This is a genomic window from Arsenicicoccus sp. oral taxon 190, from assembly GCF_001189535.1.
Taxonomy (GTDB): Bacteria; Actinomycetota; Actinomycetes; order Actinomycetales; family Dermatophilaceae; genus Arsenicicoccus.
The window spans coordinates 1,710,722-1,736,440 of sequence record NZ_CP012070.1; the positions used below are offsets into that span (position 1 = coordinate 1,710,722).

Sequence of the window (25,719 nt, forward strand, 5' to 3'; positions counted from 1 at the left end):
GCCATGGCACGTCTCATCGTCAAGCGCGGCAAGGGCAAGTCGGCTGCGCGCTCGCGCCGCCACCTGCGCCTGCGCAAGCGCATCACGGGCACGGCGCTGCGCCCTCGCCTCGTCGTCAACCGGTCCGCGCGTCACGTCTTCGTCCAGGTCGTGGACGACTCCGTCGGCACGACGCTGGCCAGCGCCTCGACCATGGAGGCGGACCTGCGCTCGTTCGACGGCGACAAGACCGCCAAGGCCAAGAAGGTCGGCGAGCTCGTCGCCGAGCGGGCCAAGGCGGCCGGCGTGAGCGCCGTCGTCTTCGACCGCGGTGGCAACCAGTACCACGGCCGCATCGCCGCGATCGCCGCCGGCGCTCGCGAGGGTGGTCTGGACCTGTGACCGCTCACCAGACGTACGTCCCAGGAAAGAGGAACATCTGATGCCAGGACCTCAGCGCCGCGGAACCGGCGCCGGCACCGGCCAGAACGGTGGCGAGCGCAGCAACGACCGCCGTGACCGTCGCGAGCGCAACGACCGCCGCGACTCCGCCGAGAAGAGCCAGTACATCGAGCGCGTGGTGACCATCAACCGCGTCGCCAAGGTCGTCAAGGGTGGCCGCCGCTTCAGCTTCACCGCGCTCGTCGTGGTGGGCGACGGCGACGGCACCGTGGGCGTCGGCTACGGCAAGGCCAAGGAGGTGCCTGCCGCGATCGCCAAGGGCGTCGAGGAGGCCAAGAAGGCCTTCTTCCGCGTCCCCCGCATCGCCGGCACCATCCCGCACCCCGTCCAGGGTGAGGCCGCCGCCGGCGTCGTGCTGCTCCGTCCGGCGTCGCCGGGTACCGGTGTCATCGCCGGCGGCCCGGTGCGCGCCGTGCTGGAGTGCGCGGGCATCCACGACGTCCTGTCCAAGTCGCTCGGCTCGGACAACTCGATCAACATCGTCCACGCGACGGTCGCGGCCCTCAAGGGCCTCGAGCGCCCCGAGTCGGTTGCCGCTCGCCGCGGCAAGCCGCTCGAGGACGTCGCGCCGGCGGCGCTGCTGCGCGCTCGTGCTGCTGCTGGGGCTGGTGCCTGATGGCTCGACTCAAGGTGACCCAGACCCGCGGCCACGTCGGCTGCAAGCAGAACCAGCGCGAGACCCTGCGCACGCTCGGTCTCAAGCGCATCGGCGACGTCGTCGTCAAGGAGGACCGCCCCGAGATCCGCGGCATGGTCCGCACGGTCGCCCACCTGGTGGCCGTCGAGGAGGTTGACTGACCATGGCTACGTCCAAGAAGGCTGCGGCCGACGCGCAGGAGCTCCCTGCCGACGGCACCACGCACGCCCTGAAGGTGCACCACCTGCGTCCGGCCCCCGGAGCCAAGACCCCCAAGACCCGCGTGGGTCGCGGTGAGGGCTCCAAGGGCAAGACCGCCGGTCGCGGCACCAAGGGCACCAAGTCCCGCTACCAGGTGCCCGAGCGCTTCGAGGGTGGCCAGACGCCGCTGCACATGCGTCTGCCCAAGATGCGCGGCTTCAAGAACCCGTTCAAGACCGAGTACCAGGTCGTGAACCTCGACAAGATCTCCGCGCTCTTCCCCGAGGGCGGCACGGTCACGGTCGAGGCCCTGGTCGACAAGGGTGCGGTCCGCAAGGGCGCCCTCGTCAAGGTCCTCGGCACGGGTGAGCTGACGGTCAAGGTCGACGTCACCGCCGACAAGTTCTCGGGCTCCGCCAAGGAGAAGATCGAGGCTGCCGGCGGCACCGTCACCGAGGCCTGATCACCCCCACGTCACGACCCCGGAAGCACCCGCTTCCGGGGTCGTGACGCGTCCGGGTGCCATCGGCCCGGATGCTACGCTCAGCAAGTTGCGCTCCCGAGGAGGACCTGTGCTCTCGGCCTTTGCCCGGGCGTTCAAGACGCCCGATCTTCGCAAGAAGATCCTGTTCACCCTGATGATCATGGCGCTCTTCCGCGTCGGGTCGATCGTGCCGACCCCCGGGGTGAACTATTCCGACGTGCAGGCCTGTCTCGCGGGTGCGGACGCCACCTCGGGCTTCCTCGGGATGATGAACCTCTTCAGCGGCGGTGCGCTGCTGCACCTGTCGATCTTCGCGCTCGGCATCATGCCCTACATCACCGCGAGCATCATCGTGCAGCTCCTCACCGTGGTCATCCCGCGGTTCGAGGCCCTCAAGCAGGAGGGGCAGAGCGGGCAGACCAAGCTGACGCAGTACACCCGGTACCTCACCATCGGGCTCGCGGTCCTGCAGTCCGCCACCTACGTCACCTATGCGCGCAACCCCGACCAGCTCTTCGGCGGTCAGTGCACCTCGATCATGCCGGACCAGTCGCTGCCGGCGCTGCTCATGATGGTCGTCACCATGACCGCCGGCACCGGCCTGGTCATGTGGATGGGTGAGCTGATCACCGACCGGGGGGTCGGCAACGGCATGTCCCTGCTGATCTTCACCTCGATCGTGGCCGGCTTCCCGACCGCGATGTGGGGCGGCGTCGCGGCCAACGGCCGTCAGCTGGGCCGGTTCTTCCTCGTGCTGCTCGTCGGGGTGCTCATCGTGGCGGCGGTCGTCTTCGTCGAGCAGTCCCAGCGGCGCGTCCCGGTGCAGTACGCCAAGCGTCTGGTCGGGCGGCAGATGTATGGCGGGACCAGCACCTACATCCCGCTGAAGATCAACATGGCCAACGTCATCCCGGTGATCTTCGCCTCGTCGCTGCTGCAGCTGCCGATGATGATCGCGCAGTTCCAGCAGAACCGGCAGAACCCCCCGGCCTGGGTCGAGTGGATCATGACCCACCTGGGGCGGGGGAGCGGGCCGTGGTACGCCCTGATCTTCTTCCTGCTGATCGTCTTCTTCACGTTCTTCTACGTCTCGATCACCTTCAACCCCAAGGAGGTGTCGGACAACATGAAACGGTACGGCGGCTTCATCCCCGGCATCCGGGCGGGGCGGCCGACCGAGCAGTACCTCGACTACATCCTGACCCGCCTGACGGTCGTGGGGGCGTTGTACCTCGGCGTCCTGTCCTTGATCCCGATCGTCGCGCTCGGCAGCCTGGGCGGTAACGTCGCCCAGAACTTCCCGTTCGGGGGGACCTCGCTGCTGATCATGGTCGGAGTCGGCCTGGAGACGGTCAAGCAGATCGAGGCCCAGCTCGAGCAACGCAACTACGAAGGGTTCCTGCGGTAATGCAGCTGATCATCATGGGCCCGCCCGGGGCCGGCAAGGGCACCCAGGCCGCCAAGATCGCCGACCGGCTCGGCATCCCCGCCATCTCGACCGGGGACATCTTCCGCGCCAACATCAAAAACGGCACCGAGCTCGGTCTTCGGGTCAAGGAGATCACCGCTGCGGGGCAGTACGTCCCCGACGAGATCACCAACGCGATCGTCGAGGACCGCCTGGCGCAGGACGACTGCGAGCCCGGCTTCCTCCTCGACGGCTACCCCCGCACCGTCGGCCAGGTCGCGGCGCTGGACGCCATGCTGCAGGCCTCCGGCCGCGCGATCGACCACGCCCTCGTGCTGACCGTCGACACCGATGCCGTGGTCCAGCGGCTGCTGCGCCGGGCGGAGGTCGAGGGCCGCGTCGACGACACCGAGGACGTCATCCGCGAGCGCATGGCCGTCTACGCCCGCGAGACCGCTCCGCTGATCGACCTCTACCGCGAGCGCGGCCTGCTGCGCGAGGTCGACGGGATGGGCGAGATCGACGACGTCACGCAGCGGCTGCTCCAGGCCGTGCAGGGCTGATGTTCGGCCGGTCCCGGATCCAGACCAGGACCGACGACCAGATCCGCGCCATGCGGCGTGCCGGTCTGGTCGTCGGCGAGACGCTGCGGGTGCTCGGTGACGAGCTGAGGGCCGGTATGACGACCGGCCAGCTGGACCGCCTCGCCGAGACGGTGATCCGGGACCACGGCATGCGTCCCAACTTCTCCGAGGTTCCCGGCTACCGGCATACGCTCTGCGTGTCGGTGGGGTCCCAGATCGTGCACGGGATCCCGGGGGAGCGGGTCCTCGCCGACGGGGAGCTGGTGTCGGTCGACTGCGGGTGCTATGTCGTGGAGGACGGCACGCCCTGGCACGGCGACGCGGCCCGTACCTTCGTGGTCGGGGGCCGGGAGGCGGGCAGCCCCGCCGAGCTGGCTCTGTCCGACGCCACCGAGGCAAGCCTGTGGGCCGGGATCGCGGCGCTGCGGGTCGGGGGGCGGCTCCACGACGTGGGTGCGGCCGTCGAGGACAGCGTCGAGGCGTCGGGGCGGCGCGACGGTGTCGACTACGGCATCGTGGAGGACTACGTGGGGCACGGCATCGGCACGGCCATGCACATGGAGCCGCAGGTCTACAACTACCGGGTGCGCGAGCGTGGGCCGGTCGTGCGCTCCGGCACCACCCTGGCGATCGAGCCGATGGTCACCCTCGGCTCCCCGGACAACCACGTGCTCGAGGACGACTGGACCGTGGTCACCGACGACGGGCTCGCCGCCAGCCACTGGGAGAACTCCGTGGCCGTCACCACCGGCGGGCTGTGGGTGCTCACGGAGATCGACGGCGGGCAGGCGGGTCTCACCGCCGTCGGCGCGCCCTACGCCCCGCTGGACCAGGGCTGACACGGCCCAGGACGGCCGTCGGGCGTGGCTGCCGCGATTTCCGTCCGTGTGGGGGTATGGCGTAGGCTGGTGCGTCGGCTCACGAGCATCTCCGTCACTGGAGCGCGTGCGCCGGAAGTAATCGATCAGTCAGTGCCATGGCGGTCGTCCGCCCTGCTCCAGGCAGGGTGAGCCGCCCCGACGGAATGTGGAGGACATGGCCAAGAAGGACGGTGTCATCGAGATCGAGGGCACGATCGTGGAGGCTCTCCCGAACGCGATGTTCCGGGTGGAGCTCACCAACGGTCACAAGGTGCTCGCTCACATCTCCGGCAAGATGCGTCAGCACTACATCCGCATCCTCCCCGAGGACCGGGTCGTCGTTGAGCTCAGCCCGTATGACCTGACCCGAGGGCGCATCGTCTTCCGCTACCGCTGACCGGCTCGTCCGGTGCGGTCGTCCGGAGGCACTCCCCGATCCACCACCCAGTCCGGTGCACAGCCGTGCGCCGGGCCCGATCTGAAGACAGTAGGCAGATGAAGGTTCAGCCGAGCGTCAAGAAGATCTGCGACAAGTGCAAGGTGATCCGCCGCAACGGCCGGGTCATGGTGATCTGCGAGAACGCTCGCCACAAGCAGCGTCAGGGCTGATCACCGACCTGCCGGCCCGCCCGGCCAGGTCCGCACGGCGCGCAGGCTTCACTGCACGCAAGCAAGCTAGACAGCAGCACCCGGCCTCAGGGCCCCGAGCGATCGAGACCCTGGACGTCACCCCCGGCACGGAGGCCGGGGACCGACACCCCCGCCCGAGCAGGCGGCCCGACAGATAGGGCCGTGAGCGTCGACGGCGGGGCGGACTCGGAACGGCGCTGCTCCAGACCTCCGTCAGTACCAGGAGAACCAACTCATGGCTCGTCTCGTTGGAGTCGACCTGCCGCGCGAGAAGCGCGTCGAGGTCGCACTGACGTACATCTTCGGCGTGGGTCGCACCCGCGCCGTGCAGACGCTCGCCGCGACGGGTGTCGACCCGTCCACGCGCGTCAAGGACCTCACCGAGGAGGAGCTGGTCAAGCTCCGCGACCACCTCGAGGACAACTTCCAGATCGAGGGTGACCTCCGGCGCGAGATCGCGTCCGACATCCGCCGCAAGGTGGAGATCGGGTCCTACGAGGGCCTGCGCCACCGTCGTGGCCTGCCCGTCCGCGGTCAGCGCACCAAGACCAACGCTCGCACCCGCAAGGGCCCGAAGCGCACGGTCGCCGGCAAGAAGAAGGCCGGCAAGAAGTAACCACCTGATGTGAACCGAGCTCTGCCGGGGGCTGGAAACCTCGCGGCGCGGCACATCAGTCGGTCCACTTCACGCACAGTCTTCACTTACCGAGCGACAGGAGAACCAGCCACATGCCTCCCAAGGGCCGTCAGGCTGCGGCGAAGAAGGTCCGCCGCAAGGAGAAGAAGAACGTCGCCCACGGGCACGCTCACATCAAGAGCACGTTCAACAACACGATCGTCTCGATCACCGACCCGACCGGTGCGGTGATCTCGTGGGCGTCCGCCGGCCAGGTCGGCTTCAAGGGCTCCCGCAAGTCCACGCCGTTCGCCGCGCAGATGGCCGCCGAGGCCGCCGCGCGCCGCGCCATGGACCACGGCATGCGCAAGGTCGACGTCTTCGTCAAGGGCCCGGGCTCGGGCCGCGAGACGGCGATCCGCTCGCTGACCGCGACCGGCCTCGAGGTCGGCGCCATCAGCGACGTCACGCCCACCCCCCACAACGGCGTGCGCCCGCCCAAGCGCCGTCGCGTCTGAGACACGGAAGGAGATAGCTGACTTATGGCTCGTTACACCGGACCCATGAGCAAGAAGTCCCGTCGTCTCAAGACCGACCTCGTCGGTGGCGACCGGAACTTCGAGAACCGCCCCTACCCGCCCGGCATGCACGGCCGCGGTCGCGTGCAGGAGAAGGAGTACCTCCTTCAGCTGCGCGAGAAGCAGAAGGCCCGCTACATGTACGGCGTGCTGGAGAAGCAGTTCCGCAACTACTACGAGACGGCCTCCCGCCGTCCCGGCAAGACGGGTGAGAACCTCCTCCAGATCCTGGAGTCCCGTCTGGACAACGTGATCTACCGCGCCGGTCTGGCCCGCACCCGTCGTGCGGCCCGCCAGCTCGTCTCCCACGGCCACTTCATGGTCAACGGCGTGCGCGTGGACATCCCGTCCTACCAGGTGACGCAGTACGACATCATCGACATCCGCGACAAGTCGGTGAACACCTTCCCGTTCGAGCTGGCCCGCCAGACCTACGGCGACCGTCCGGTCCCGGCCTGGATGCAGGTCGTGCCCAACACCCTGCGCATCCTGATCCACCAGCTGCCCGTGCGCGAGCAGATCGACGTCCCCGTCGAAGAGCAGCTGATCGTCGAGCTCTACTCGAAGTAATCGGCACCAGACGTATGGCGGTGGGCCGGGTCACGGCCCGGTCTGCCGCCATACGGCTGAGGTCGACCCGGGTCGGTCCACGGACAGAGGTGGACCGACCACCCCGCCAGGGGAATTCATGCGACGTCATATGGCGGGCGTCCATGGGAAGGAAACAACCGTGCTGATCGCACAGCGTCCGGTGCTCTCGGAGGAAGTCATCTCCGAGGCGCGCTCCCGCTTCACCATCGAGCCCCTCGAGCCGGGCTTCGGCTACACCCTCGGCAACTCGCTGCGGCGCACGCTGCTGTCGAGCATCCCGGGTGCCGCCGTCACCAGCCTGCGCATCGACGGCGTCCTCCACGAGTTCTCCACCGTCCCCGGTGTCAAGGAGGACGTCACGGAGTTCATCCTCAACATCAAGGGCCTGGTCGTCTCCTCCGAGCACGACGAGCCCGTGGTGATGTACCTCCGCAAGCAGGGTCCCGGCGCGGTCACCGCCGCCGACATCACCCCGCCCGCGGGCGTCGAGGTGCACAACCCCGACCTGCACATCGCGACGCTCAACGACAACGGCAAGCTCGAGATGGAGCTCACCGTCGAGCGTGGCCGTGGCTACGTCTCCTCGCAGCAGAACAAGTCCGGCGAGCAGGAGATCGGCCGCATCCCGGTCGACTCCATCTACTCCCCAGTGCTGGCCGTGACCTACAAGGTCGAGGCGACCCGTGTCGAGCAGCGCACCGACTTCGACCGTCTCGTGGTGGACGTCGAGACCAAGAACTCCATGAGCCCGCGTGACGCGATGGCGTCGGCCGGCAAGACGCTCGTCGAGCTCTTCGGCCTGGCGCGCGAGCTCAACGTCGAGGCCGAGGGCATCGACATGGGCCCGTCGCCGACGGACGCCGCGCTGGCCGCGGACCTGGCCCTGCCGATCGAGGACCTGGACCTGACGGTCCGCTCCTACAACTGCCTCAAGCGCGAGGGCATCCACACCGTGGGCGAGCTCGTGGGCCGCAGCGAGGCCGACCTGCTGGACATCCGCAACTTCGGCGCGAAGTCCATCGACGAGGTCAAGGCCAAGCTGGTGGGCATGGGCCTGCAGCTCAAGGACAGCCCGCCCGGGTTCGACCCGAGCAGCATCGCCGAGGCCTACGACAGCTACGAGGACGACATCGCCCTCGAGGACGAGCAGTACTGACCACCTGACCGCTCAGCGGGACTGACCTCACGCCGCCGTCGGCGTCCCAGCGGTCGGTCGTAACACCTAGGAGAAACCATGCCTACCCCCACCAAGGGTCCCCGTCTCGGCGGCGGTCCGGCTCACGAGCGCCTGATGCTGGCCAACCTGGCCACGTCGCTCTTCGAGCACGACCGGATCACCACCACCGAGGCCAAGGCCAAGCGCCTGCGTCCCCTCGCCGAGCGCATGATCACCTTCGCCAAGCGCGGTGACCTGCACGCCCGCCGCCGGGTCCTCACGGTCGTCCGGGACAAGGGCGTCGTCCACCGTCTCTTCGTGGAGATCGCGCCGGACATGGCCGAGCGTCAGGGCGGCTACACCCGCATCACCAAGATCGGCGCCCGCAAGGGCGACAACGCGCCCATGGCGGTCATCGAGCTCGTCCGCGAGCCCGTCGCCAAGAAGGCCACCGTGACGGAGGCCGAGGCCGCCACCCGCCGCGCTGCCAAGGACGCCGAGAAGCCGGCCGCCCCCGTCGAGGAGACTGCGGCGCCCGCCGCCGAGGAGACCGCTGCCCCGGCCGAGGAGACCGCTGCCCTGGCCGAGGAGACCGCCGCCCCCGTCGCGGAGGCCCCCGTCGAGGAGCAGCCGAGCACCGAGGCCGCCGAGGCTGCCACGGACAGCAAGCAGGCCTGACCCGCCGATCCGGCCACCACGGGCCCGTCACCTCCGCGAGGGGGTGGCGGGCCCGTCGGCATACGGGCTGGTGGAGGGGGGATCGCTAGGATCGGCGGTCATGACGACCCAGCCGTGCACCAGGTCCCGTCTGCGGGTCGACTTCGCGTATGACGGGAGCGGGTTCAGCGGGTGGGCGGCGCAGCCCGGCCTCCGGACGGTCGAGGAGACGCTCGCGCTCGCGTGGCAGACGATCCTGCGGTGCGAGGAGCCGCCGCGGCTGACGGTCGCCGGGCGGACCGATGCCGGGGTGCACGCCCGGGGTGCGGTCTGTCACCTCGACGTGGCGGACGAGCTGCTGGTGCGGCTGCCGGGGCGGTCGGACCGTTCTCCTGCCGAGGCGGCCGTGACCAGGCTCAACGGCGTGCTGCCGGGCGACGTGGTGGTGCGGGCGGTGCAGGTGGCGCCGGAGGGCTTCGATGCGAGGTTCTCGGCGGTGGAGCGACGCTACCGCTACCGGCTGCTGGACGACCCGGCGCGCCTGGACCCGCTGCGGCGGCACGACACGACGGTGGTGCGGCGGCCGCTGGACCTCGCGCGGATGCAGGAGGCGTGCGCGGGGCTGGTGGGCCTGCACGACTTCGCGGCGTTCTGCAAGCAGCGGGAGGGCGCGACGACGATCCGGGCGCTGCTGGAGTACTCCTGGGTGCGCGACGACGAGGGTGTGCTCGTCGCGACCGTGCGGGCTGACGCGTTCTGCCACTCGATGGTGCGGGCGCTGATCGGTGGGGCGGTGCCGGTGGGGGAGGGGCGACGGGACGCGGCCTGGCTGCGGTCGGTGCTGGAGGGGGCGCGCCGGGACCCGGGGGTGGCGGTGATGCCGCCGCAGGGGCTGAGCCTGGAGGCCGTGGTCTACCCGGGTGACGACCAGCTGGGCGCCCGGGCGGAGGAGGCCCGGGCCGTGCGTCGGCTGCCCCTGCTCTGACGCGAACTGCTGCAAGATCTTGCACTCTCTTGCAGGTTGGGTGGAGGGTATGTCCTAGCTGCCAGGCATACTGACGGCCCGGGTCACGAGGACGTGGCCCGATGGAGGCGCCACCCCGCTGGGGTCGCGCGAATCCCCAGGAGACATCGTGGTTCTCACCCTCAGCCGCCGCGTGGCCCCCGCCCTCGCCGCGGCCGCCGCCGCGGCCCTCACCACCCTCGGCCTGCCCGTCGCCCCGGTCGCCGCGGCGGCCACCACCCCCCGCACCGTCACCCTTGTCGGGTCGGTGCAGTCCGAGCTGGGCTGCCCGGACGACTGGCAGCCCGGCTGCGAGCAGACCCGCCTGACCCCGGTCGCCGGGACCAGCACCTACGAGCGCACCTTCGACGTCCCGGCCGGCAGCTGGGAGCTCAAGACGGCGATCAACGGCTCGTGGGACGAGTCCTACTCGCTCGCCGGCGTCAAGGGCGGCCCCAACGCGCCGCTGGTGCTGCGAGGCCCCGCCCGGATCCAGGTCAGCTACGACGACACGACGCACCGCACCGGGCTGCGTCCGCTCACCCTGGCCGGGGGCGTCACCGCCGCCGACAAGGCGCTGGGGCAGGACTCGCTGCGCCCGCCCACCACGCGCGAGCGCTTCTACTTCGTCATGGCCGACCGGTTCGCCAACGGGTCCACCGCCAACGACACCGGGGGCCTGACCGGCGGCCGGCTCCAGACCGGGTTCGACCCCACCGACAAGGGCTTCTACCACGGCGGTGACCTCGCCGGGCTGCAGCAGCGGCTGGACTACATCAAGGGCCTCGGGACCACCGCGATCTGGCTGACCCCGTCCTTCAAGAACCGTCCCGTCCAGGGCAGCGGCGCGGACGCCAGCGCCGGCTACCACGGCTACTGGGTCACCGACTTCACCCAGATCGACCCGCACCTCGGCAGCAACGCCGAGATGAAACAGCTCGTCGCGGCCGCCCACGCCAAGGGGATGAAGGTCTACTTCGACATCATCACCAACCACACCGCCGACGTCCTGGACTACGCGCAGAAGCAGTACTCCTACGTCTCCAAGGCACAGACGCCCTACAAGACGGCCTCGGGGCAGCCCTTCGACGACCGCGACTTCATCGGCCGAGCCTTCCCCGCGATGTCGCCGGAGACCTCCTTCCCCTACACGCCGGTGTTCCGCAGCGAGGCGGACAGGACCGTCAAGGTCCCCGCGTGGCTGAACGACCCGACGATGTACCACAACCGCGGCGACTCGACCTACGCCGGTGAGTCCTCCACCTACGGCGACTTCGTGGGGCTGGACGATCTCTTCACCGAGCGGCCCGAGGTGGTCCGGGGGATGGGCGACATCTACGCCTCGTGGGTGGACCTCGGCATCGACGGCTTCCGGATCGACACGGTCAAGCACGTCAACCTGGAGTTCTGGCAGCAGTGGTCGCCGGCCATCCTGGCCCACGCCAAGGCCGTCGGCCGCAAGGACTTCTTCATGTTCGGGGAGGTCTACGACGGCGACCCCAAGGTCACGTCGACCTACACCACCGCCGGCAAGCTCCCCGCCACGCTGGACTTCGGCTTCCAGGGGGCCGTGCTCGGTGCCGCGTCCAGCAAGGCGACGACCGGGCTGCGCGACCTGTTCGCCTCCGACGACTACTACACCGACACCGACTCCAACGCCTACCAGCTGCCCACCTTCCTCGGCAACCACGACATGGGCCGCATCGGGATGATGCTGTCCAAGGCGGGCTACTCCGGCGACGAGCTGCTGCGCCGGGCCCAGCTGGCCAACCAGATCATGTACCTCACCCGGGGGCAGCCGGTCACCTACTACGGCGACGAGCAGGGCTTCGCCGGGGCCGGGGGCGACAAGGACGCCCGCCAGGACATGTTCGCCACCAAGGTGGCCCAGTATGCCGCCGAGCCCGTCATCGGCGGGCCCTCCGGCTCGCGGGACCGCTACGACAGCAGCGCGCCGCTCTACCGCACCATCGCCGAGCTGGCCGCGCTGCGGCAGGCCAACCCGGCGCTCGCGGACGGCGCCCAGGTCCACCGCTACGCCTCCGACCGAGCGGGGATCTACGCCTTCTCGCGCATCGACCGGGCCACCGGTCGGGAGTACGTCGTGGCCGTCAACAACAGCACGACCGCGCAGACCGCGACCTTCGCCACCTACGTGCGTCAGCGGCCCTTCACCCAGCTCTACGGCACCACGTCGATGCTGCGCTCGGACAAGGAGGGGCGGGTCACCGCGACCGTGCCGCCGCTGTCGGTCAGCGTGTGGTCCTCGCTCGGGGCGATGCAGCCGCGCGCCACGGCGCCAGCCGTCTACCTGACCTCGCCCGGCGCGGGCGCCACCGTGGGCGGCCGCGCCGAGATCGCGGCGGCCGTGCCCGACAACGCCTTCGCGCAGGTCACCTTCGCCTACCGGCCGGTCGGCACGACCGCCTGGACGACGCTCGGCACCGACGACAACGCCCCCTACCGCGTCTTCCACGACGTGACCGGGATCGCCAAGGGCACGCTGCTGGAGTACCGCGCCGTCGCCAAGGACATCTCCGGCAACCTGTCCGCATCCTCGAGCTACGGGATCGTCGGCGACCCGGCCGCCGGCCCGACCCCCGGTGGTGGCGGGGTCGGCCCCGTCACCCAGCCCGGCGCCGTCTCCGTGCCCGGCACGCACAACTCCGAGATGGGGTGCGCCGCGGACTGGGAGCCCGCCTGCGCGCAGGCGCAGCTGACGCTGGACCCCAAGGACCAGGTCTGGAAGCGCACCTTCACCACCATCCCGGCCGGCCAGTTCGCCTACAAGGCGGCGATCGACAAGTCCTGGGACGAGAACTACGGGGCGGGGGGCGTCCGCGGCGGCGCCGACATCCCCTACACCGCACCCGGCGGCAACGTCACGTTCTACTACGACCACGCCACCCACTACGTCACCAGCGACGCGCAGGGCCCGATCATCACCGCTCCCGGCTCCTACCAGTCCGCGCTGGGGTGCGGCGGCGACTGGGCGCCGGACTGCATGCGGCCGTGGCTGCAGGACCCCGACGGTGACGGCACCTACACCTGGTCCACCGACCGGATCCCCGCGGGCACCTACGAGTTCAAGGTGGCCCACGGTCTCTCGTGGGACGAGAGCTACGGGGCGGACGGCGTCAAGGGCGGGGCCAACATGAGCCTCACCGTCCCGTCCGACGGCACCGTGGTCACGTTCTCCTACTCCCTCGCCACGCACGTGACGACCGTGAAGGCCTCGCGCGCCGGCTCGGCGCCGGACCTGCGGCGCCAGAAGGCGATCTGGGTGGCCCCCGACCTCGTCGCGTGGCCGGCCTCGTCGGTGCCCGCCGGCACCGATCCCACCCTGCTGTCCTGGCGGCTGCACTGGTCGCCGTCGGCCCGGCTCACCATCGACGCCGAGTCCATCACCTCACCGGACGGTGGCGAGGCCACGCTGACCCGGGACCCTGCCGGTCTGCCGGCAGCGGTCGTGGCGGCCCACCCGGAGCTCAAGGGTTACCTCGCGCTGCGGCTGGACAAGCCGGCGACCCGGCAGGTGCCCCAGATCCTCACCGGTCAGGTCGCGGTCGCGATGTACGACAGCCTCGGACGGGTCACCGATGCCACGGGCGTGCAGACGGCATACGTGCTGGACGCCCTCTATGCCGACGCGGCGTCGCGGCGCGCCTACGGCGTCAGCTTCGGCGGGGCCACGCCGACCTTCACGCTGTGGGCCCCGACCGCGCAGCAGGTCACGCTGCTGACCTGGCCCCGCGGGTCGGACGCCACGGCGATCGCCGCAGCCGGTCGGGTGCCGATGCGGCGGGCCGCCGACGGGTCCTGGACGGCCACCCGGCCGGGGCTGAAGGAGGCGCGCTACGCCTACGAGGTGGTGGTCTACGCGCCCACGACGGGGAAGGTCGAGACCAACGTGGTCACCGATCCCTACTCCGTGGCGCTGACCCCGGGGTCGGCCCGGTCCGTCGCGGTCGACCTGCGGGACGCCTCCTACATGCCGGCGCTGTGGCGCCGGTCCCCGGCCCCCGCGCTGCGCCAGTCCGTGGACTCCACGATCTACGAGCTGCACGTGCGTGACTTCTCCATCACCGACGCGAAGGTCCCTGCGGCCCACCGCGGTTCCTACCTCGCCTTCGCCGACGAGGGCAACGGCACGACGCACCTGCGGGCGCTCGCCCGGGCGGGGCTCAACACCGTGCACCTGCTGCCGACCTTCGACATCGCGTCGATCCCCGAGCGCAGGGCCGACCAGGCCGTGCCCGGCTGCGACCTCAGGGCCATGGGTCCGGCGAGCGAGGAGCAGCAGGCCTGCATCGCCACGGTGGCCGACAAGGACGCCTACAACTGGGGCTACGACCCGCTGCACTGGATGGCGCCCGAGGGGTCCTACGCCTCGAGCGACGCCACTGCCGACGGCGGCGCCCGCGTCGCGGAGTTCCGCACCATGGTGGGCGGCCTGCACCGGGACGGCCTGCGGGTCGTGCTGGACCAGGTCTTCAACCACACCCCTGCCTCCGGGCAGGCGGCCACGTCGGTGCTGGACCGGATCGTCCCCGGCTACTACCACCGGCTCGACGCCAAGGGCGCGGTCTACACCTCGACCTGCTGCCAGAACATCGCGACCGAGCACCGCATGGCCGAGAAGGCCATGATCGACGCGGTCGTCCTGTGGGCCCGTGACTACAAGGTCGACGGGTTCAGGTTCGACCTCATGGGGCACCACAGCCGGGAGTCGATGGTCAAGGTGCGGGCCGCGCTCGACGCCCTGACCCCCAGCCGCGACGGCGTGGACGGCAAGCACGTCTACGTCTACGGCGAGGGGTGGAACTTCGGCGAGGTGGCCGACAACGCCCTCTTCCGGCAGGCCACGCAGGGTCAGCTGGGCGGCACCGGCATCGGGGCGTTCAACGACCGGCTGCGCGACGCCGTCCGCGGCGGTGGCCCCTTCGACGACGACCCCCGCGTCCAGGGCTTCGGCTCCGGTGCCGCGACCGACCCCAACGGTGCTCCCGTCAACGCCGGAGCCGCCAAGGCGCTCGCGCACGACACGGACCTCGTCCAGCTGGGCCTCGCCGGCCAGCTGCGGTCGTTCGCCTTCCGCGACACCGCCGGCGCCGTGGTGACGGGCGAGCAGGTCGACTACAACGGCGCCAAGGCGGGGTATGCCGACCAGCCCGACGAGGCCATCAGCTACGTCGACGCCCACGACAACGAGACCCTCTGGGACGCGCTGACGATGAAGCTGCCGCGGTCGACCACGATGGCCGACCGGGTGCGGATGAACTCGCTGTCGCTGGCGACCACGGCCCTCGGCCAGTCGCCCAGCTTCTGGCACGCGGGCGCGGACCTGCTGCGCAGCAAGTCCTTCGACCGGGACAGCTACAACAGCGGCGACTGGTTCAACACGCTCTCCTGGACCGGTGAGGACAACGGGTTCGGTCACGGACTGCCGCCGGCCGGACCCAACAAGGCCAAGTGGGAGTTCATGCGGCCGCTGCTGGCCGACGCGGCGCTGAAGCCGTCCGCGGCGGACGTGCGGCAGTCCACCGCCCAGGCGCAGGACCTGCTGCGGCTGCGGTTCTCGACCCCGTTGTTCCGCCTCGGCAGCGCCGACCAGATCAAGGCCAAGCTGAGCTACCCGGTCAGCGGGACCCCGCAGGCCCAGCCGGGCGTCATCGCCATGCGGATCGACGACACGGCGGGTCGCCCGGTGGACCCGGCCCTCGACGGGGTGCTGGTGGTCTTCAACGCCACCCCGCGACCGGTGACGCAGCAGGTCCCGGCGCTCGCGGGCGCCGCCCTGACGCTGTCCCCGGTCCAGGCGGGCGGGGCGGACCCGGTCGTGAGGACGGCGACCTGGGACCGTGCCGCCGGCGCGGCCACCGTCCCGGCCCGCAGCGTGGCGGTCTTCGTGCAGCCGGGCCGCTGACGCCCACCGCCCCTCGGCGGGCCACCACGTGACATGAGTGGTGGCCCGCCGCTGCTGTGCCGTCCGGGCGTCGTGGCCCGAGGCGTGCTCCCTCTGCGTTCAGAGGCGACCAATGGGGGTTGTCCGGCCCAGATAACCCCCATTGGTCGCCTCTCGACCGGGCAGGAGCGGGGCCAACCCGGGAGGGTCGGGGGAGGGGGTAGCTTGCGGCCGGCGGCGGGCGGATCAGCCTGGGGTACTACGGCCGGTCGATTCGCCTACCGGCGGTAGGTCGGAGCAGGGCGGGGAGGTAGCCCAGCAGCCCGAGGATCGACGCCAGCCCGCCCACCACCATGGCGGTCGGCACGCCACCGTGCTCGCCCACCAGGCCGAGCACGGGTGCCCACGCCGAGGCCGCGGCGAAGAAGACCAGGGAGTTGAGCGACAGCACGGTGGCGCGGTTGGTGGCGGTGGCCTCGCGGTGCAGCAGCGCGTTGTGCGCGACGCCTGCGCCGCCGTGCAGGCCGTAGGTGGCGAGGTAGGCCGCCACCAGCCCGACCGGCCCCGTCGCGAGGCCCATCGCCGCGGCTCCGGCCCCGTTGAGGACCCGGGCGAGGATCGCGGTCCGGGCCACCCCGATCCGGTGCTGGCACCGGCCCGCGAGCGAGGAGCCGGCGGCGAAGACGCCCCACCCGGCCGCTGCGACCGGCCCGACCCACCGCCCCGCCTCCTCGGGTCCGCCGACCAGCTCGGCCAGCCGGATCGGCAGCAGCTGCTCGAAGACCACCAGCGCCGCGCACCAGCCGAGCTCGACGGCGATGATGCCGGCAAGGACGCGGTTGTGGCCAACGAGCCGGACCGCACCCGCGACGACCCGCGGCGTGTCCCTGACGGCGGCCGTGAGGTGGGTGGTGCCGCCGACGGGTCGGGTGCGGGGTGGCTCGTGCAGCAGCGTGAGGGTCGCCACCAGGTGCCCGACGCAGAGCGCTACGAAGAGCAGCAGCGGCAGCAGCAGCGGGCTGTGGTCGCGCCACGGGTGCCAGGCCACGAGTCCCCCGGAGACGAGGGAGCCGGCCGCGATCGTGACCCCCGTGACGGTGCCCTGGGCCGCGAGGTCACCGGCCACCTCGGCGTCAGGGTCCGTGGCGTGGACGGCATCGACGTACCACGCCTCGAGCGGGCCGGAGTCGAGCGCCCGGTAGACCCCCATGAGGGTGGCAGCGGCGGCGAAGGCCCAGAACGAGTGCGCCACGAGGTAGGCCAGCGCGCAGACGACGTTGATCACGCCGGCCACGACGAGCAACGGGCGGCGGCCGAGGGCGTCGGCGAGGCCCGACGTCGGCAGCTCCAGCAGCAGCACCGCGATGCCCTGGAAGGCGGTGTAGGTCACGGTCTCGGCCACGGACAGGCCGCGCTCTCTGGCGACGAGCGCGAACAGCCCGATGACGAGACCGACGGGTGCCCAGCGGGTCGCGGTGAGGACGAGGAAGACCTGGCGGGGCGGCAGGGCGGGGGAGCGGTTCATCGTCGTCGCGGTGCCTTGTCCAGGTCGAGGGGGTAGGCCACGTGGTAGTAGGCCACGCGCTTCGCCTCCGGGTTGCCCTGGCCGACGGTGGCGTAGGAGTCGACGAGCGCGCTCACGCGCTGCTGCAGCTCCCGCAGCTGGACGTCGGTGACGACGATCATCCGGTCGCTCATCCCGGCGGCGTCCTGCCAGGACCCCGGCCAGCGGTGGCGGGCGTCCAGCCAGGCCCCGAACTTCTCGTGGAAGTGCTGCAGCCAGTCCCGCTCCAGCCACCCGAGCGCGGTGTCGGCGTCCTCGTCGTCGGCGAAGTCGCTCACGTCGTAGCGGGTGAGGTCGGCCGATGCCGCCCACAACCGCCGCCGGCCCTGGCGGTCGCCGACCTCGGTGACCAGGCCGACCTCCGCGAGCTTGCGGAGGTGATAGCTGGTGGCGCCACTGTTGGTGCCCATGGTCTTGGCGAGAGCCGTTGCCGTGGAAGGACCTTCGCGGCGCAGCGCGCCCACGAGGCGGGACCGGAGCGGGTGCGCCAGCACCTTGATGGCCTCGGCGGTGAGGCGCACGGAGGACAGCGGAGGAGGGGCGGCGGGGGTCGTCATACGTGCACAATAGCTTTGCACAATCTCTTTGCACAAGAGTTTTGCACAATTAGTGGGCACAGGCATCAGCGCAGGTCAGGAGCCGTATGCCGCCCCCGCCATCGCCGTTTGGCCTCGGCAGGTGCCCCCGGTAAACTTGATCCCTGTTGTGCCGTGCGCCCTCAGCGGGGCGGACACCCACGCAGGACCCTGCCGGGAGCCCACGGCATACGCCGATCAAGAACTCATCAACGTAAGGCAGAACCACTGTGCGTACGTACACCCCGAAGCCGGGCGAGGTCACTCGCACCTGGCACGTGATCGACGCGTCCGACGTCGTGCTCGGACGCCTGGCCACCCAGGCCGCCACGCTGCTGCGCGGCAAGCACAAGCCGACCTTCGCGCCGCACATCGACACCGGCGACTTCGTCATCATCATCAACGCCGAGAAGGTCGCCCTCACCGGCGCCAAGCTCGAGCAGAAGCGCGCCTACCGCCACTCCGGCTACCCGGGCGGCCTCAAGAGCACCTCCTACGCCGAGCTGCTGGAGAAGGACCCCCGCAAGGCCATCGAGAAGGCCATCCGCGGGATGCTCCCCAAGAACTCCCTCGCCCGTCAGCAGATGACCAAGCTCAAGGTCTACGTCGGCGACCAGCACCCGCACCAGGCGCAGCAGCCTGTCCCCTTCGAGATCACCCAGGTCGCGCAGTAATCGCCGCCGCGCGCGACGCTGCCGTAGAGATTTAAGGATTCAACGTGGCTGACACCAGCATCGACGTCGAGACCCAGCTCGACACCGACGAGCCCGAGCTCACCGAGTACACCAGCGAGTCCTCGGCCCCGGTCGAGCCGACCCGCAAGCCCTCCGCCTCCGCTCCCGGCGCCGGCACCGGCCGCCGCAAGCAGGCCATCGCCCGCGTGCGCATCGTCCCCGGCACCGGCGAGTGGAAGATCAACGGCCGCACCCTCGAGGAGTACTTCCCCAACAAGGTGCACCAGCAGATCGTCAACGAGCCCCTCAAGGTGCTCGAGCTCGACGGCGCCTACGACGTGCTCGTGCGCGTCCACGGCGGTGGCCCCTCCGGCCAGGCCGGTGCGGTCCGCCTCGGCGTGGCCCGCTCGCTCAACGAGGTCGACTCCGAGCTCAACCGCCCGGTCCTGAAGAAGGCCGGCTTCCTGACCCGCGACGCCCGCGTCCCGGAGCGCAAGAAGGCCGGTCTCAAGAAGGCCCGCAAGGCCCCGCAGTACTCCAAGCGCTGATCCGGCGGGCGCGTGCGCGCCCAGCCTCCAGCCCACGAGCGGCGGTCGTCCTGTCCGGACGGCCGCCGCTCGTGCGTATGCCGGGTCGCGGGTGGGCGCTGGGTCTCTTGCGTCTCGTGCGTCTCCCCGGGTCGGCGGCCCCGCCGTAGTACGGTCGACGGAAGATCATCCCCGCACCCGAGGGTCCCCCGCGTCCCCTCGACGAAAGGCTTCCCGTGGCACGACTCTTCGGCACGGACGGTGTCCGTGGCCTGGCCAACCGAGACATCACCGCCGACCTCGCCCTGCAGCTGTCCGTCGCGGCCGCCACCACCCTGGGTGACCGCGGCGCCTTCGGTGGTCAGCGTTCGGTCGCCGTGGTGGGGCGCGACCCGCGGGCCTCGGGGGAGTTCCTCGGGGCGGCCGTCTGCGCCGGCCTCGCCTCCGCCGGCGTCGACGTGCTGGACGCCGGGGTGCTGCCGACCCCCGCCATCGCCTACCTCACCGGCCGCATGAACGCCTCGATCGGCGCCGTGCTGTCCGCCTCGCACAACGCGATGCCCGACAACGGCATCAAGTTCCTCGCCAAGGGGGGACACAAGCTCTCCGACGCGCAGGAGGACGAGATCCTCGCCCGGATGGATGCCGGCGCTGCCGCGGAGCGGCCCACGGGCGCGGCGGTCGGCCGCATCCGTCCGTTCCCGCAGGGCGCCGACTTCTACATGGAGCACCTGCTCGACGCGGTGCCGACCCGACTGGACGGGCTGCACATCGTGGTCGACGCCGCGCACGGCGCCGCGAGCCAGGTCGGTCCCGAGGTCTTCGAGCGTGCCGGCGCCACCGTCGACGTGATCGGCGCGTCGCCGGACGGTCTCAACATCAACGACGGCTACGGCTCCACGCACCTGGACCGGCTGTGCGAGGCCGTGGTGGCCCGCGGCGCCGACCTCGGGGTCGCCTGGGACGGCGACGCCGACCGCTGCCTCGCCGTGGACGCCCAGGGCCAGGTCGTCGACGGCGACCAGATCATGGCGATCCTCGCGCTGTCGCTCAAGGAGCAGGGGCGTCTCGCCGACGACACCCTCGTCGTCACCGTCATGAGCAACCTCGGCCTGCTGCAGGCGATGGAGCGCGAGGGCGTCACCACGCACCAGACCGCCGTCGGCGACCGCTACGTGCTCGAGGACATGCGCGCGCACTCGCTCTCCCTCGGCGGCGAGCAGTCCGGCCACGTCATCATGCTCGACCACGGCACCACCGGCGACGGGGTCCTCACCGCCCTGATGCTCAGCGCCCGCGTGGTCCAGTCGGGGCGCTCCCTGGCCGAGCTCGCCGGGGTCATGACCCGCCTGCCGCAGACGCTCATCAACGTCAAGGGCGTCGACAAGGACGCGGTCGACAGCAACGAGGCGGTCCGGGCGGCGGTGGCGGACGCCGACGGCGAGCTGCACGGCACCGGCCGGGTGCTGCTGCGCAAGTCGGGCACCGAGCCGCTGGTGCGCGTCATGGTCGAGGCGCAGAGCGAGGAGCAGGCCCACGCCGTCGCCGAACGCCTCGCCTCCGTGGTGCGCGACCACCTCAGCCTCTGACCCACCCCCCGCTCCACCCCACCCCTCCCTGCCCTTTCCGCGATCGTGGTCGATGTGTGCGCCCACGCGACCACAAGCGTCCACGATGTCGGGGAGGGGGGAGGGGGCTGGGTCAGAGGGTGGGGCCGGCGCCGCGCGACTCGGCGAAGATCAGCAGCGTCCGGGTGCTCGTCACCCCCGGGATCGTCTGGATCCGGTCGAACACCACGGACCGCAGCGCCGCGTTGTCCGACGCCCGCACCAGCACGATGACGTCGTACTCGGCGGCCACCAGAGCCGTGTGCTCGACCGCCGGCACCCCGACCAGCGCGTCGCGCACCTCGCGCCAGGAGTTCTGCTCGACCGACACCAGCACGTATGCCGACGTGCCCAGCCCCGCGGCCTCCGGGTCGATCCGGGCGGTGAAGCCCTGGACCACGCCCGCCTCCACCAGCCGGTCGAGCCGGGCGTAGGCCGTCGCGCGCGAGACGTGCAGCCGCTCGGCGATGGCGCGCAGCGACGCCCGGCCGTCCGCCACCAGCGCAGCGACGAGCGAGCGATCGACCTCGTCGAGCTCGAGCCTGCCAGACATCTGGCCTCCTGATGGGTCTTCGGAGGGCCACCTGTCGAGTCCTCCACGCATGCATTGAACCATCCGACGTTGTGACGGACGATGGCCGGACGACACAGGCCGGCGGCGACGGAGCTGCCCGGTCGCGACATACGTGGAGGTCGTCCACCGTGACACCCGACCAGAGCCCGACGGGGCCGGCCCCGGCCGACCACGTCGCGGGCCGCGCGGCCGCGCAGGCCGCGACCAGCCTCGACGCCGAGCACCACGAGCCCTTCCAGCGGGGGCTGATCCCCGCGCCGGAGCCGGTGCGCTTCCTCGACCACGCCGGCAACCGCATCGACCCGGTCACCGACGACTACACCGAGCCGGAGCCCGAGCAGCTGGTCGAGTGCCTGCGCCGGATGATCATCGGGCGCAGGTTCGACATCCAGGCGACGGCGCTGACCAAGCAGGGGCGGCTCGCCGTCTACCCGAGCTCGCGGGGCCAGGAGGCGTGCCAGGTCGGCACCGTGCTGGCGCTCGGCGACCAGGACTGGGTGTTCCCGACCTACCGCGACAGCGTCGCCCTGGTGTCCCGGGGCGTCGACCCGGTCGAGGTGCTCACGCTGCTGCGCGGCGACCAGCACTGCGGATACGACGTCATGGCGACCCGCGTGGCCGCGCAGTGCACCCCGCTGTCCACCCAGCTGCTGCACGCGGCGGGCCTGGCGCACGGCGAGCAGCGCCGCGGCCGCGACACCGTGGTGATGGCCTTCATCGGCGACGGCGCCACCAGCGAGGGCGACTTCCACGAGGGGCTCAACTTCGCGGCGGTCTTCAAGGTCCCGGCGGTCTTCGTGATCCAGAACAACGGCTGGGCGATCTCGGTGCCGCTCAGCAAGCAGACGGCGGCTCCGTCCTTGGCCTACAAGGGGATCGGGTACGGCGTCGTGTGCGAGCAGGTCGACGGCAACGACGCCGTCGCGGTGATGGCCGTCATGAACAAGGCGGTCGCCTGGGCCCGCGAGGGCAAGGGCCCGGTGCTCCTCGAGCTGCACACCACCCGCCTGGAGGCGCACACCAACGCCGACGACCACCTGCGCTACCGCTCCAAGGAGGAGCTGGAGGCGATCGCCCACGAGGACGCCGTCGCCCGCCTGGAGAAGTACCTGCGCGCCCAGGGTCTCGTCGACGACGACTTCGTCACGAAGGCCAAGGCCGAGGGGGAGCGTCTCGCCGCCGACCTGCGCGAGCGGATGAACGCCGACCCCGCCACCGACCCCGAGGACCTCTTCCGCCACGTCTACGCGACGCCCACGCCGCAGCTGCGCGAGCAGCGCGCGCTGCTGCAGGCCGAGCTCGAGGCCGATGCGCACGACCACCAGGAGGCGACCCGATGAGCCCCGTGACCTTCGCCGCCGCGCTCAACCGGGCACTCGCGGACGCCATCGCCGCCGGCGAGGACGTCCTCGTCTTCGGGGAGGACGTGGGGGTGGCCGGGGGCGTCTTCCGGATCACCGACGGCCTCGCCGGCACGTATGGCGACGACCGCTGCTTCGACACGCCGCTCGCCGAGTCGGGGATCATCGGCTTCGGGATCGGCTTGTGCATGGCGGGATTCCGTCCCGTGGCGGAGATGCAGTTCGACGCCTTCGCCTACCCGGCGTTCGAGCAGATCACCTCCCACGTGGCCAAGATGCGCAACCGCACGCGGGGTTCGGTGACGATCCCGATGACGATCCGGATCCCCTTCGCGGGCGGCATCGGCGGGGTGGAGCACCACTGCGACTCCTCCGAGGCCTACTACGCCGCGACCCCTGGCCTCAAGGTCGTCACGCCGGCCACGGTCGAGGACGCCTACCTGCTGCTGCGCGCAGCCATCGACGACCCGGACCCCGTCGTCTTCATGGAGCCGAAGCGGCTCTACTGGTCCAAGGCCGACGTCGACCTGGACGACCTGTCGGCGCGCTGGGGCTCGGGAGAGCTGACCCACGACCAGGTGATCGGGCGGGCCCTGGTGCGCCGCCCCGCCTCCGGGGGCGCGGAGGCCGCGACGATCGTGGCCTACGGCCCGACGGTGTCGGTGGCGCTCGAGTCGGCCGAGGCGGCACGCGAGGAGGGGTGGGACGTCGAGGTCGTCGACGTCCGCTCGCTCGTCCCCTTCGACGACGAGACCGTGGTGGCGTCCGTGCGCCGCACCGGGCGGTGCCTGGTGCTGCAGGAGGCCCAGGGCTTCGCGGGGGTCGGCGCCGAGATCGCGGCCCGGGTGCAGGAGCGGGCGTTCCACTCGCTCGCGGCCCCGGTGCTGCGCGTCACCGGATTCGACATCCCTTATCCCGCACCCAAGCTCGAGCACCTCCACCTGCCCTCGGTCGACCGCGTGCTCGACGCGCTGGGGCGGCTGCAGTGGGACGACGAGCCCGACCTGCGGCACGCGTCGACCGCGACCGGAGGTGAGCCCCGATGACCAGCAAAGTGTTTCTGCTCCCCGACCTGGGGGAGGGCCTGACCGAGGCGGAGGTCGTCAGCTGGCTCGTCGCCCCGGGCGACGAGGTGGTCGTCGACCAGCCCATCGCGGTCGTCGAGACCGCCAAGGCCCAGGTCGAGCTGCCCTGCCCGTATGCCGGACGCGTGGTCACCCTGCACGGCGAGGCGGGGCACGTCGTCGACGTCGGGGCGGCGTTCATCACCGTCGAGATCGCGGGCCCGGACGTGAGCGACCCTGATGGGCAAGGCGATTCAGGACAGCCCTCCGAGGCGGTGGATGCCTACCGTGAGGAGGAGCGGGCCGGGTCCGGCAACGTCCTCATCGGCTACGGCACGAGCGAGGGCTCCCGTCGACGCCGGCGCCGCGCCGGGACGGGTGCCCCCACGGCGCCGGCCGCCGGCTCGTCGCTGCCGTCCGCGTCGCCCGAGATGCCCGACACCGCAACGCCGGTCACCGACTCGCCGGCGAAGCCCACTGCCACGCCAGAGATCTCGAGCAAGCCGGGGGCGCCGGTGCGGGTGATCTCCCCGCTGGTGCGCACGCTGGCCGCCGAGCACGGCATCGACCTGCGCACCATCACCCCCAGCGCGCCGAGCGGCGTCATCCGGCGCTGCGACGTGATGGCCGCGGTCGAGGGCGCGGCCGGCTCCGCGAGCACCGTTGCCCCGTCGAGCACCGTTGCCCCGTCGAGCGGCTCGGCGTCCCCGGCCCAGGATCGCCGGATCCCGCTGACCGGCATACGGGGCACGATCGCCAGCCGGCTTGCCACCTCGCGCCGGGAGATCCCGGACGCGACCACGTGGGTGGACGTCGACGCGACCGAGTTCCTCGCGGTGCGAAGGCAGCTCGCGGACGCCCGCCCCGAGGCGCGGCTCGGCGTGCTCGCCCTGCTGGCGCGGATCATGGTGGCGGGGCTGCGGCGATACCCGGAGCTCAACGCGACCGTGGACACCGAGGCCAACGAGGTCGTGGTCAAGGGTGCCGTCAACCTCGGTTTTGCGGCCCAGTCACCGCGCGGTCTCGTCGTCCCCGTCGTGCACGGCGCCGGCGAGATGAGCCTCGGCGAGCTGTCGCTCGCGCTGCGCGAGCTCACGACCAAGGCCATGGACGGCACGCTGTCCCCGGCCGAGATGACCGGGGGGACGTTCACGCTCAACAACTACGGCGGGTATGGCGTCGACGGCTCCACCCCGATCATCAACCACCCCGAGGCCGCCATGGTCGGCGTCGGGCGGCTGATCGACAAGCCGTGGGTCGTCGACGGGCAGCTGGCGGTCCGCACGGTCGGCACGATCGGGCTGACCTTCGACCACCGGGTGTGCGACGGCGGGACGGCGGGCGGGTTCATCCGCTACGTGGCCGACTGCATCGAGCGGCCGACCACGCTGCTGCTCGACCTCTGAACTGCCCGGTCCCCGCCCCCATCTCGCGATGTGGGGCGGGGCGGGGCCGGGGCAGGTGAACGGTGGCAGGGGTGAGCGGCGACTGGGGTGAGCGGCAGGGGTCAGCGGCAGGGGGCAGCGAACCCAGGAGCCGTCAGGGGCGCGGCGCCAGCCACCCGTGCTGGGTGCGGGGGCGCCCTGGGAGGACGCGGGTCCGGGCTGCGTCGTCGGTGCGGGGGCTGCCGGCCTCGCTGCTCCGGCCCCGCCCGCGGCAGTGTTCCCCGCCGCGGTACCTGCCCCAGCCGCACCCACCGTGGTCGACCCCGCCGCGGGGGCGACGGGCAGGCCCGCGAGCCGAGCCGCGCGCAACCGGGCGAAGTAGTCGGCCCACTGCGTGCACGACGGGCGGTGCCCGGGCGTCTCGGACAGAGACGCGGCGAGCAGGTGCTGGCCCTCCGGGTCGAGGATGTCGGCGACCCGGCGGGGGTCGCGGGCGGTGGAGGCGTTGGTGCCGGGGGACAGGCAGCGCAGGACGAAGAGGGCGTACTTGTAGACGTCGGTGTAGCTCGTCAGCTGGTTCCGCTCGGCGGCCGGTGGCTCCCAGTCCGGGGTGTTGAGCTGGGGGACGGCCGACATG

General features: G+C 71.4%; 25 protein-coding genes. 22 read left to right on the forward strand and 3 right to left on the reverse strand.

The genetic code is table 11. The annotated features are described in order from the left end of the window. Window positions 1-3: 3 nt before the first annotated feature. From rplR to pulA, 16 genes are all read left to right on the forward strand, one after another. Complete coding sequence (rplR, locus tag ADJ73_RS08100; RefSeq protein WP_050347858.1) at window positions 4-381, forward strand: 50S ribosomal protein L18; 378 nt, start codon at window positions 4-6, stop codon at window positions 379-381. Window positions 382-421: 40 nt separating this feature from the next. Continuing rightward, entirely contained in the window at window positions 422-1,057 is a 636-nt protein-coding gene (rpsE, locus tag ADJ73_RS08105; protein WP_050347859.1) for a 30S ribosomal protein S5, read from the forward strand. Further along, complete coding sequence (rpmD, locus tag ADJ73_RS08110) at window positions 1,057-1,239, forward strand: 50S ribosomal protein L30 (protein ID WP_050347860.1); 183 nt, start codon at window positions 1,057-1,059, stop codon at window positions 1,237-1,239. Before rpsE ends, rpmD begins: the two co-directional genes overlap by 1 nt. A gap of 2 nt (window positions 1,240-1,241) precedes the next feature. Next, on the forward strand, window positions 1,242-1,742 hold the full coding sequence (gene rplO / locus ADJ73_RS08115) for a 50S ribosomal protein L15 (protein WP_050347861.1): 501 nt from the start codon (window positions 1,242-1,244) through the stop codon (window positions 1,740-1,742). 109 nt (window positions 1,743-1,851) lie between these two features. Beyond that, window positions 1,852-3,171, forward strand: a complete 1,320-nt coding sequence (secY, locus tag ADJ73_RS08120) for a preprotein translocase subunit SecY (RefSeq protein ID WP_050347862.1) — start codon at window positions 1,852-1,854, stop codon at window positions 3,169-3,171. Beyond that, the gene (locus ADJ73_RS08125) at window positions 3,171-3,734 is read left to right on the forward strand and encodes an adenylate kinase (RefSeq protein ID WP_050347863.1); all 564 of its coding nucleotides are present in this window, start codon (window positions 3,171-3,173) and stop codon (window positions 3,732-3,734) included. Before secY ends, ADJ73_RS08125 begins: the two co-directional genes overlap by 1 nt. Continuing rightward, window positions 3,734-4,594, forward strand: coding sequence for a type I methionyl aminopeptidase (gene map / locus ADJ73_RS08130; protein WP_050347864.1), 861 nt, complete (start codon window positions 3,734-3,736; stop codon window positions 4,592-4,594). Before ADJ73_RS08125 ends, map begins: the two co-directional genes overlap by 1 nt. Window positions 4,595-4,790: 196 nt before the next feature. Beyond that, the gene (infA, locus tag ADJ73_RS08135) at window positions 4,791-5,012 is read left to right on the forward strand and encodes a translation initiation factor IF-1 (protein WP_006946284.1); all 222 of its coding nucleotides are present in this window, start codon (window positions 4,791-4,793) and stop codon (window positions 5,010-5,012) included. Between the two features lie 98 nt (window positions 5,013-5,110). After that, window positions 5,111-5,224, forward strand: a complete 114-nt coding sequence (rpmJ, locus tag ADJ73_RS08140) for a 50S ribosomal protein L36 (protein ID WP_019286332.1) — start codon at window positions 5,111-5,113, stop codon at window positions 5,222-5,224. A gap of 256 nt (window positions 5,225-5,480) precedes the next feature. Then, window positions 5,481-5,861 (forward strand): 30S ribosomal protein S13, encoded by a 381-nt coding sequence (rpsM, locus tag ADJ73_RS08145; RefSeq protein ID WP_050347865.1) that lies wholly within the window; start codon window positions 5,481-5,483, stop codon window positions 5,859-5,861. Between the two features lie 113 nt (window positions 5,862-5,974). Next, the gene (rpsK, locus tag ADJ73_RS08150; RefSeq protein ID WP_019286330.1) at window positions 5,975-6,379 is read left to right on the forward strand and encodes a 30S ribosomal protein S11; all 405 of its coding nucleotides are present in this window, start codon (window positions 5,975-5,977) and stop codon (window positions 6,377-6,379) included. Between the two features lie 24 nt (window positions 6,380-6,403). Continuing rightward, on the forward strand, window positions 6,404-7,009 hold the full coding sequence (gene rpsD / locus ADJ73_RS08155; protein WP_050347866.1) for a 30S ribosomal protein S4: 606 nt from the start codon (window positions 6,404-6,406) through the stop codon (window positions 7,007-7,009). A gap of 160 nt (window positions 7,010-7,169) precedes the next feature. Then, window positions 7,170-8,186, forward strand: a complete 1,017-nt coding sequence (locus ADJ73_RS08160; protein WP_050347867.1) for a DNA-directed RNA polymerase subunit alpha — start codon at window positions 7,170-7,172, stop codon at window positions 8,184-8,186. A 78-nt stretch (window positions 8,187-8,264) separates the two neighbouring features. Then, window positions 8,265-8,864 carry a 50S ribosomal protein L17 gene (gene rplQ, locus ADJ73_RS08165; protein WP_050347868.1) on the forward strand — a complete coding sequence of 200 codons (600 nt, stop codon included), beginning with the start codon at window positions 8,265-8,267 and terminating at the stop codon, window positions 8,862-8,864. 100 nt (window positions 8,865-8,964) lie between these two features. After that, entirely contained in the window at window positions 8,965-9,828 is an 864-nt protein-coding gene (gene truA / locus ADJ73_RS08170) for a tRNA pseudouridine(38-40) synthase TruA (RefSeq protein WP_050347869.1), read from the forward strand. A gap of 148 nt (window positions 9,829-9,976) precedes the next feature. Continuing rightward, the gene (gene pulA, locus ADJ73_RS08175; RefSeq protein WP_050347870.1) at window positions 9,977-15,772 is read left to right on the forward strand and encodes a pullulanase-type alpha-1,6-glucosidase; all 5,796 of its coding nucleotides are present in this window, start codon (window positions 9,977-9,979) and stop codon (window positions 15,770-15,772) included. Window positions 15,773-16,010: 238 nt separating this feature from the next. Here pulA and ADJ73_RS08180 read toward each other — a convergent pair whose 3' ends face one another. After that, window positions 16,011-17,276, reverse strand: a complete 1,266-nt coding sequence (locus tag ADJ73_RS08180; protein ID WP_050347871.1) for an MFS transporter — start codon at window positions 17,274-17,276, stop codon at window positions 16,011-16,013. Beyond that, complete coding sequence (locus ADJ73_RS08185; protein WP_050347872.1) at window positions 17,273-17,872, reverse strand: winged helix-turn-helix domain-containing protein; 600 nt, start codon at window positions 17,870-17,872, stop codon at window positions 17,273-17,275. Before ADJ73_RS08185 ends, ADJ73_RS08180 begins: the two co-directional genes overlap by 4 nt. 248 nt (window positions 17,873-18,120) lie before the next feature. Here ADJ73_RS08185 and rplM point away from each other — a divergent pair, with 248 nt between their 5' ends. From rplM to glmM, 3 genes are all read left to right on the forward strand, one after another. Beyond that, window positions 18,121-18,564, forward strand: a complete 444-nt coding sequence (rplM, locus tag ADJ73_RS08190; protein WP_050347873.1) for a 50S ribosomal protein L13 — start codon at window positions 18,121-18,123, stop codon at window positions 18,562-18,564. Window positions 18,565-18,608: 44 nt separating this feature from the next. Next, window positions 18,609-19,112 (forward strand): 30S ribosomal protein S9, encoded by a 504-nt coding sequence (rpsI, locus tag ADJ73_RS08195; protein WP_050347874.1) that lies wholly within the window; start codon window positions 18,609-18,611, stop codon window positions 19,110-19,112. A gap of 215 nt (window positions 19,113-19,327) precedes the next feature. Further along, the gene (gene glmM, locus ADJ73_RS08200; protein WP_050347875.1) at window positions 19,328-20,680 is read left to right on the forward strand and encodes a phosphoglucosamine mutase; all 1,353 of its coding nucleotides are present in this window, start codon (window positions 19,328-19,330) and stop codon (window positions 20,678-20,680) included. A gap of 112 nt (window positions 20,681-20,792) precedes the next feature. Here the strand turns inward: glmM and ADJ73_RS08205 are convergent, their stop codons facing one another. After that, complete coding sequence (locus ADJ73_RS08205; protein WP_082176838.1) at window positions 20,793-21,251, reverse strand: Lrp/AsnC family transcriptional regulator; 459 nt, start codon at window positions 21,249-21,251, stop codon at window positions 20,793-20,795. Window positions 21,252-21,400: 149 nt separating this feature from the next. On the opposite strand from ADJ73_RS08205, the gene ADJ73_RS08210 reads away from it, so the two are divergent. The 3 genes from ADJ73_RS08210 to ADJ73_RS08220 are packed head-to-tail and all read left to right on the forward strand — an operon-like array spanning window position 21,401 to window position 25,103. Further along, window positions 21,401-22,612, forward strand: a complete 1,212-nt coding sequence (locus ADJ73_RS08210) for a thiamine pyrophosphate-dependent dehydrogenase E1 component subunit alpha (RefSeq protein ID WP_253272696.1) — start codon at window positions 21,401-21,403, stop codon at window positions 22,610-22,612. Beyond that, window positions 22,609-23,679, forward strand: a complete 1,071-nt coding sequence (locus tag ADJ73_RS08215) for an alpha-ketoacid dehydrogenase subunit beta (protein WP_050347877.1) — start codon at window positions 22,609-22,611, stop codon at window positions 23,677-23,679. The genes ADJ73_RS08210 and ADJ73_RS08215 overlap by 4 nt, the downstream gene beginning before the upstream one ends. Then, on the forward strand, window positions 23,676-25,103 hold the full coding sequence (locus ADJ73_RS08220) for a dihydrolipoamide acetyltransferase family protein (protein WP_050347878.1): 1,428 nt from the start codon (window positions 23,676-23,678) through the stop codon (window positions 25,101-25,103). The genes ADJ73_RS08215 and ADJ73_RS08220 overlap by 4 nt, the downstream gene beginning before the upstream one ends. Window positions 25,104-25,719: the final 616 nt, after the last annotated feature.

Excerpts from the sequence above, each read along its gene's own strand:
- ADJ73_RS08205 (WP_082176838.1), bottom strand. The coding sequence starts at position 21,251 with ATGTCTGGCAGGCTCGAGCTCGACGAGGTCGATCGCTCGCTCGTCGCT.
- rpsE (WP_050347859.1), top strand. The coding sequence starts at position 422 with ATGCCAGGACCTCAGCGCCGCGGAACCGGCGCCGGCACCGGCCAGAAC.
- truA (WP_050347869.1), top strand. The coding sequence starts at position 8,965 with ATGACGACCCAGCCGTGCACCAGGTCCCGTCTGCGGGTCGACTTCGCG.
- map (WP_050347864.1), top strand. The coding sequence starts at position 3,734 with ATGTTCGGCCGGTCCCGGATCCAGACCAGGACCGACGACCAGATCCGC.
- ADJ73_RS08215 (WP_050347877.1), top strand. The coding sequence starts at position 22,609 with ATGAGCCCCGTGACCTTCGCCGCCGCGCTCAACCGGGCACTCGCGGAC.
- ADJ73_RS08220 (WP_050347878.1), top strand. The coding sequence starts at position 23,676 with ATGACCAGCAAAGTGTTTCTGCTCCCCGACCTGGGGGAGGGCCTGACC.
- ADJ73_RS08125 (WP_050347863.1), top strand. The coding sequence starts at position 3,171 with ATGCAGCTGATCATCATGGGCCCGCCCGGGGCCGGCAAGGGCACCCAG.
- rplO (WP_050347861.1), top strand. The coding sequence starts at position 1,242 with ATGGCTACGTCCAAGAAGGCTGCGGCCGACGCGCAGGAGCTCCCTGCC.
- rpsK (WP_019286330.1), top strand. The coding sequence starts at position 5,975 with ATGCCTCCCAAGGGCCGTCAGGCTGCGGCGAAGAAGGTCCGCCGCAAG.
- rpmJ (WP_019286332.1), top strand. The coding sequence starts at position 5,111 with ATGAAGGTTCAGCCGAGCGTCAAGAAGATCTGCGACAAGTGCAAGGTG.
- ADJ73_RS08185 (WP_050347872.1), bottom strand. The coding sequence starts at position 17,872 with ATGACGACCCCCGCCGCCCCTCCTCCGCTGTCCTCCGTGCGCCTCACC.
- rpsM (WP_050347865.1), top strand. The coding sequence starts at position 5,481 with ATGGCTCGTCTCGTTGGAGTCGACCTGCCGCGCGAGAAGCGCGTCGAG.
- rplR (WP_050347858.1), top strand. The coding sequence starts at position 4 with ATGGCACGTCTCATCGTCAAGCGCGGCAAGGGCAAGTCGGCTGCGCGC.
- rpmD (WP_050347860.1), top strand. The coding sequence starts at position 1,057 with ATGGCTCGACTCAAGGTGACCCAGACCCGCGGCCACGTCGGCTGCAAG.
- ADJ73_RS08180 (WP_050347871.1), bottom strand. The coding sequence starts at position 17,276 with ATGAACCGCTCCCCCGCCCTGCCGCCCCGCCAGGTCTTCCTCGTCCTC.
- rpsD (WP_050347866.1), top strand. The coding sequence starts at position 6,404 with ATGGCTCGTTACACCGGACCCATGAGCAAGAAGTCCCGTCGTCTCAAG.
- rplQ (WP_050347868.1), top strand. The coding sequence starts at position 8,265 with ATGCCTACCCCCACCAAGGGTCCCCGTCTCGGCGGCGGTCCGGCTCAC.
- infA (WP_006946284.1), top strand. The coding sequence starts at position 4,791 with ATGGCCAAGAAGGACGGTGTCATCGAGATCGAGGGCACGATCGTGGAG.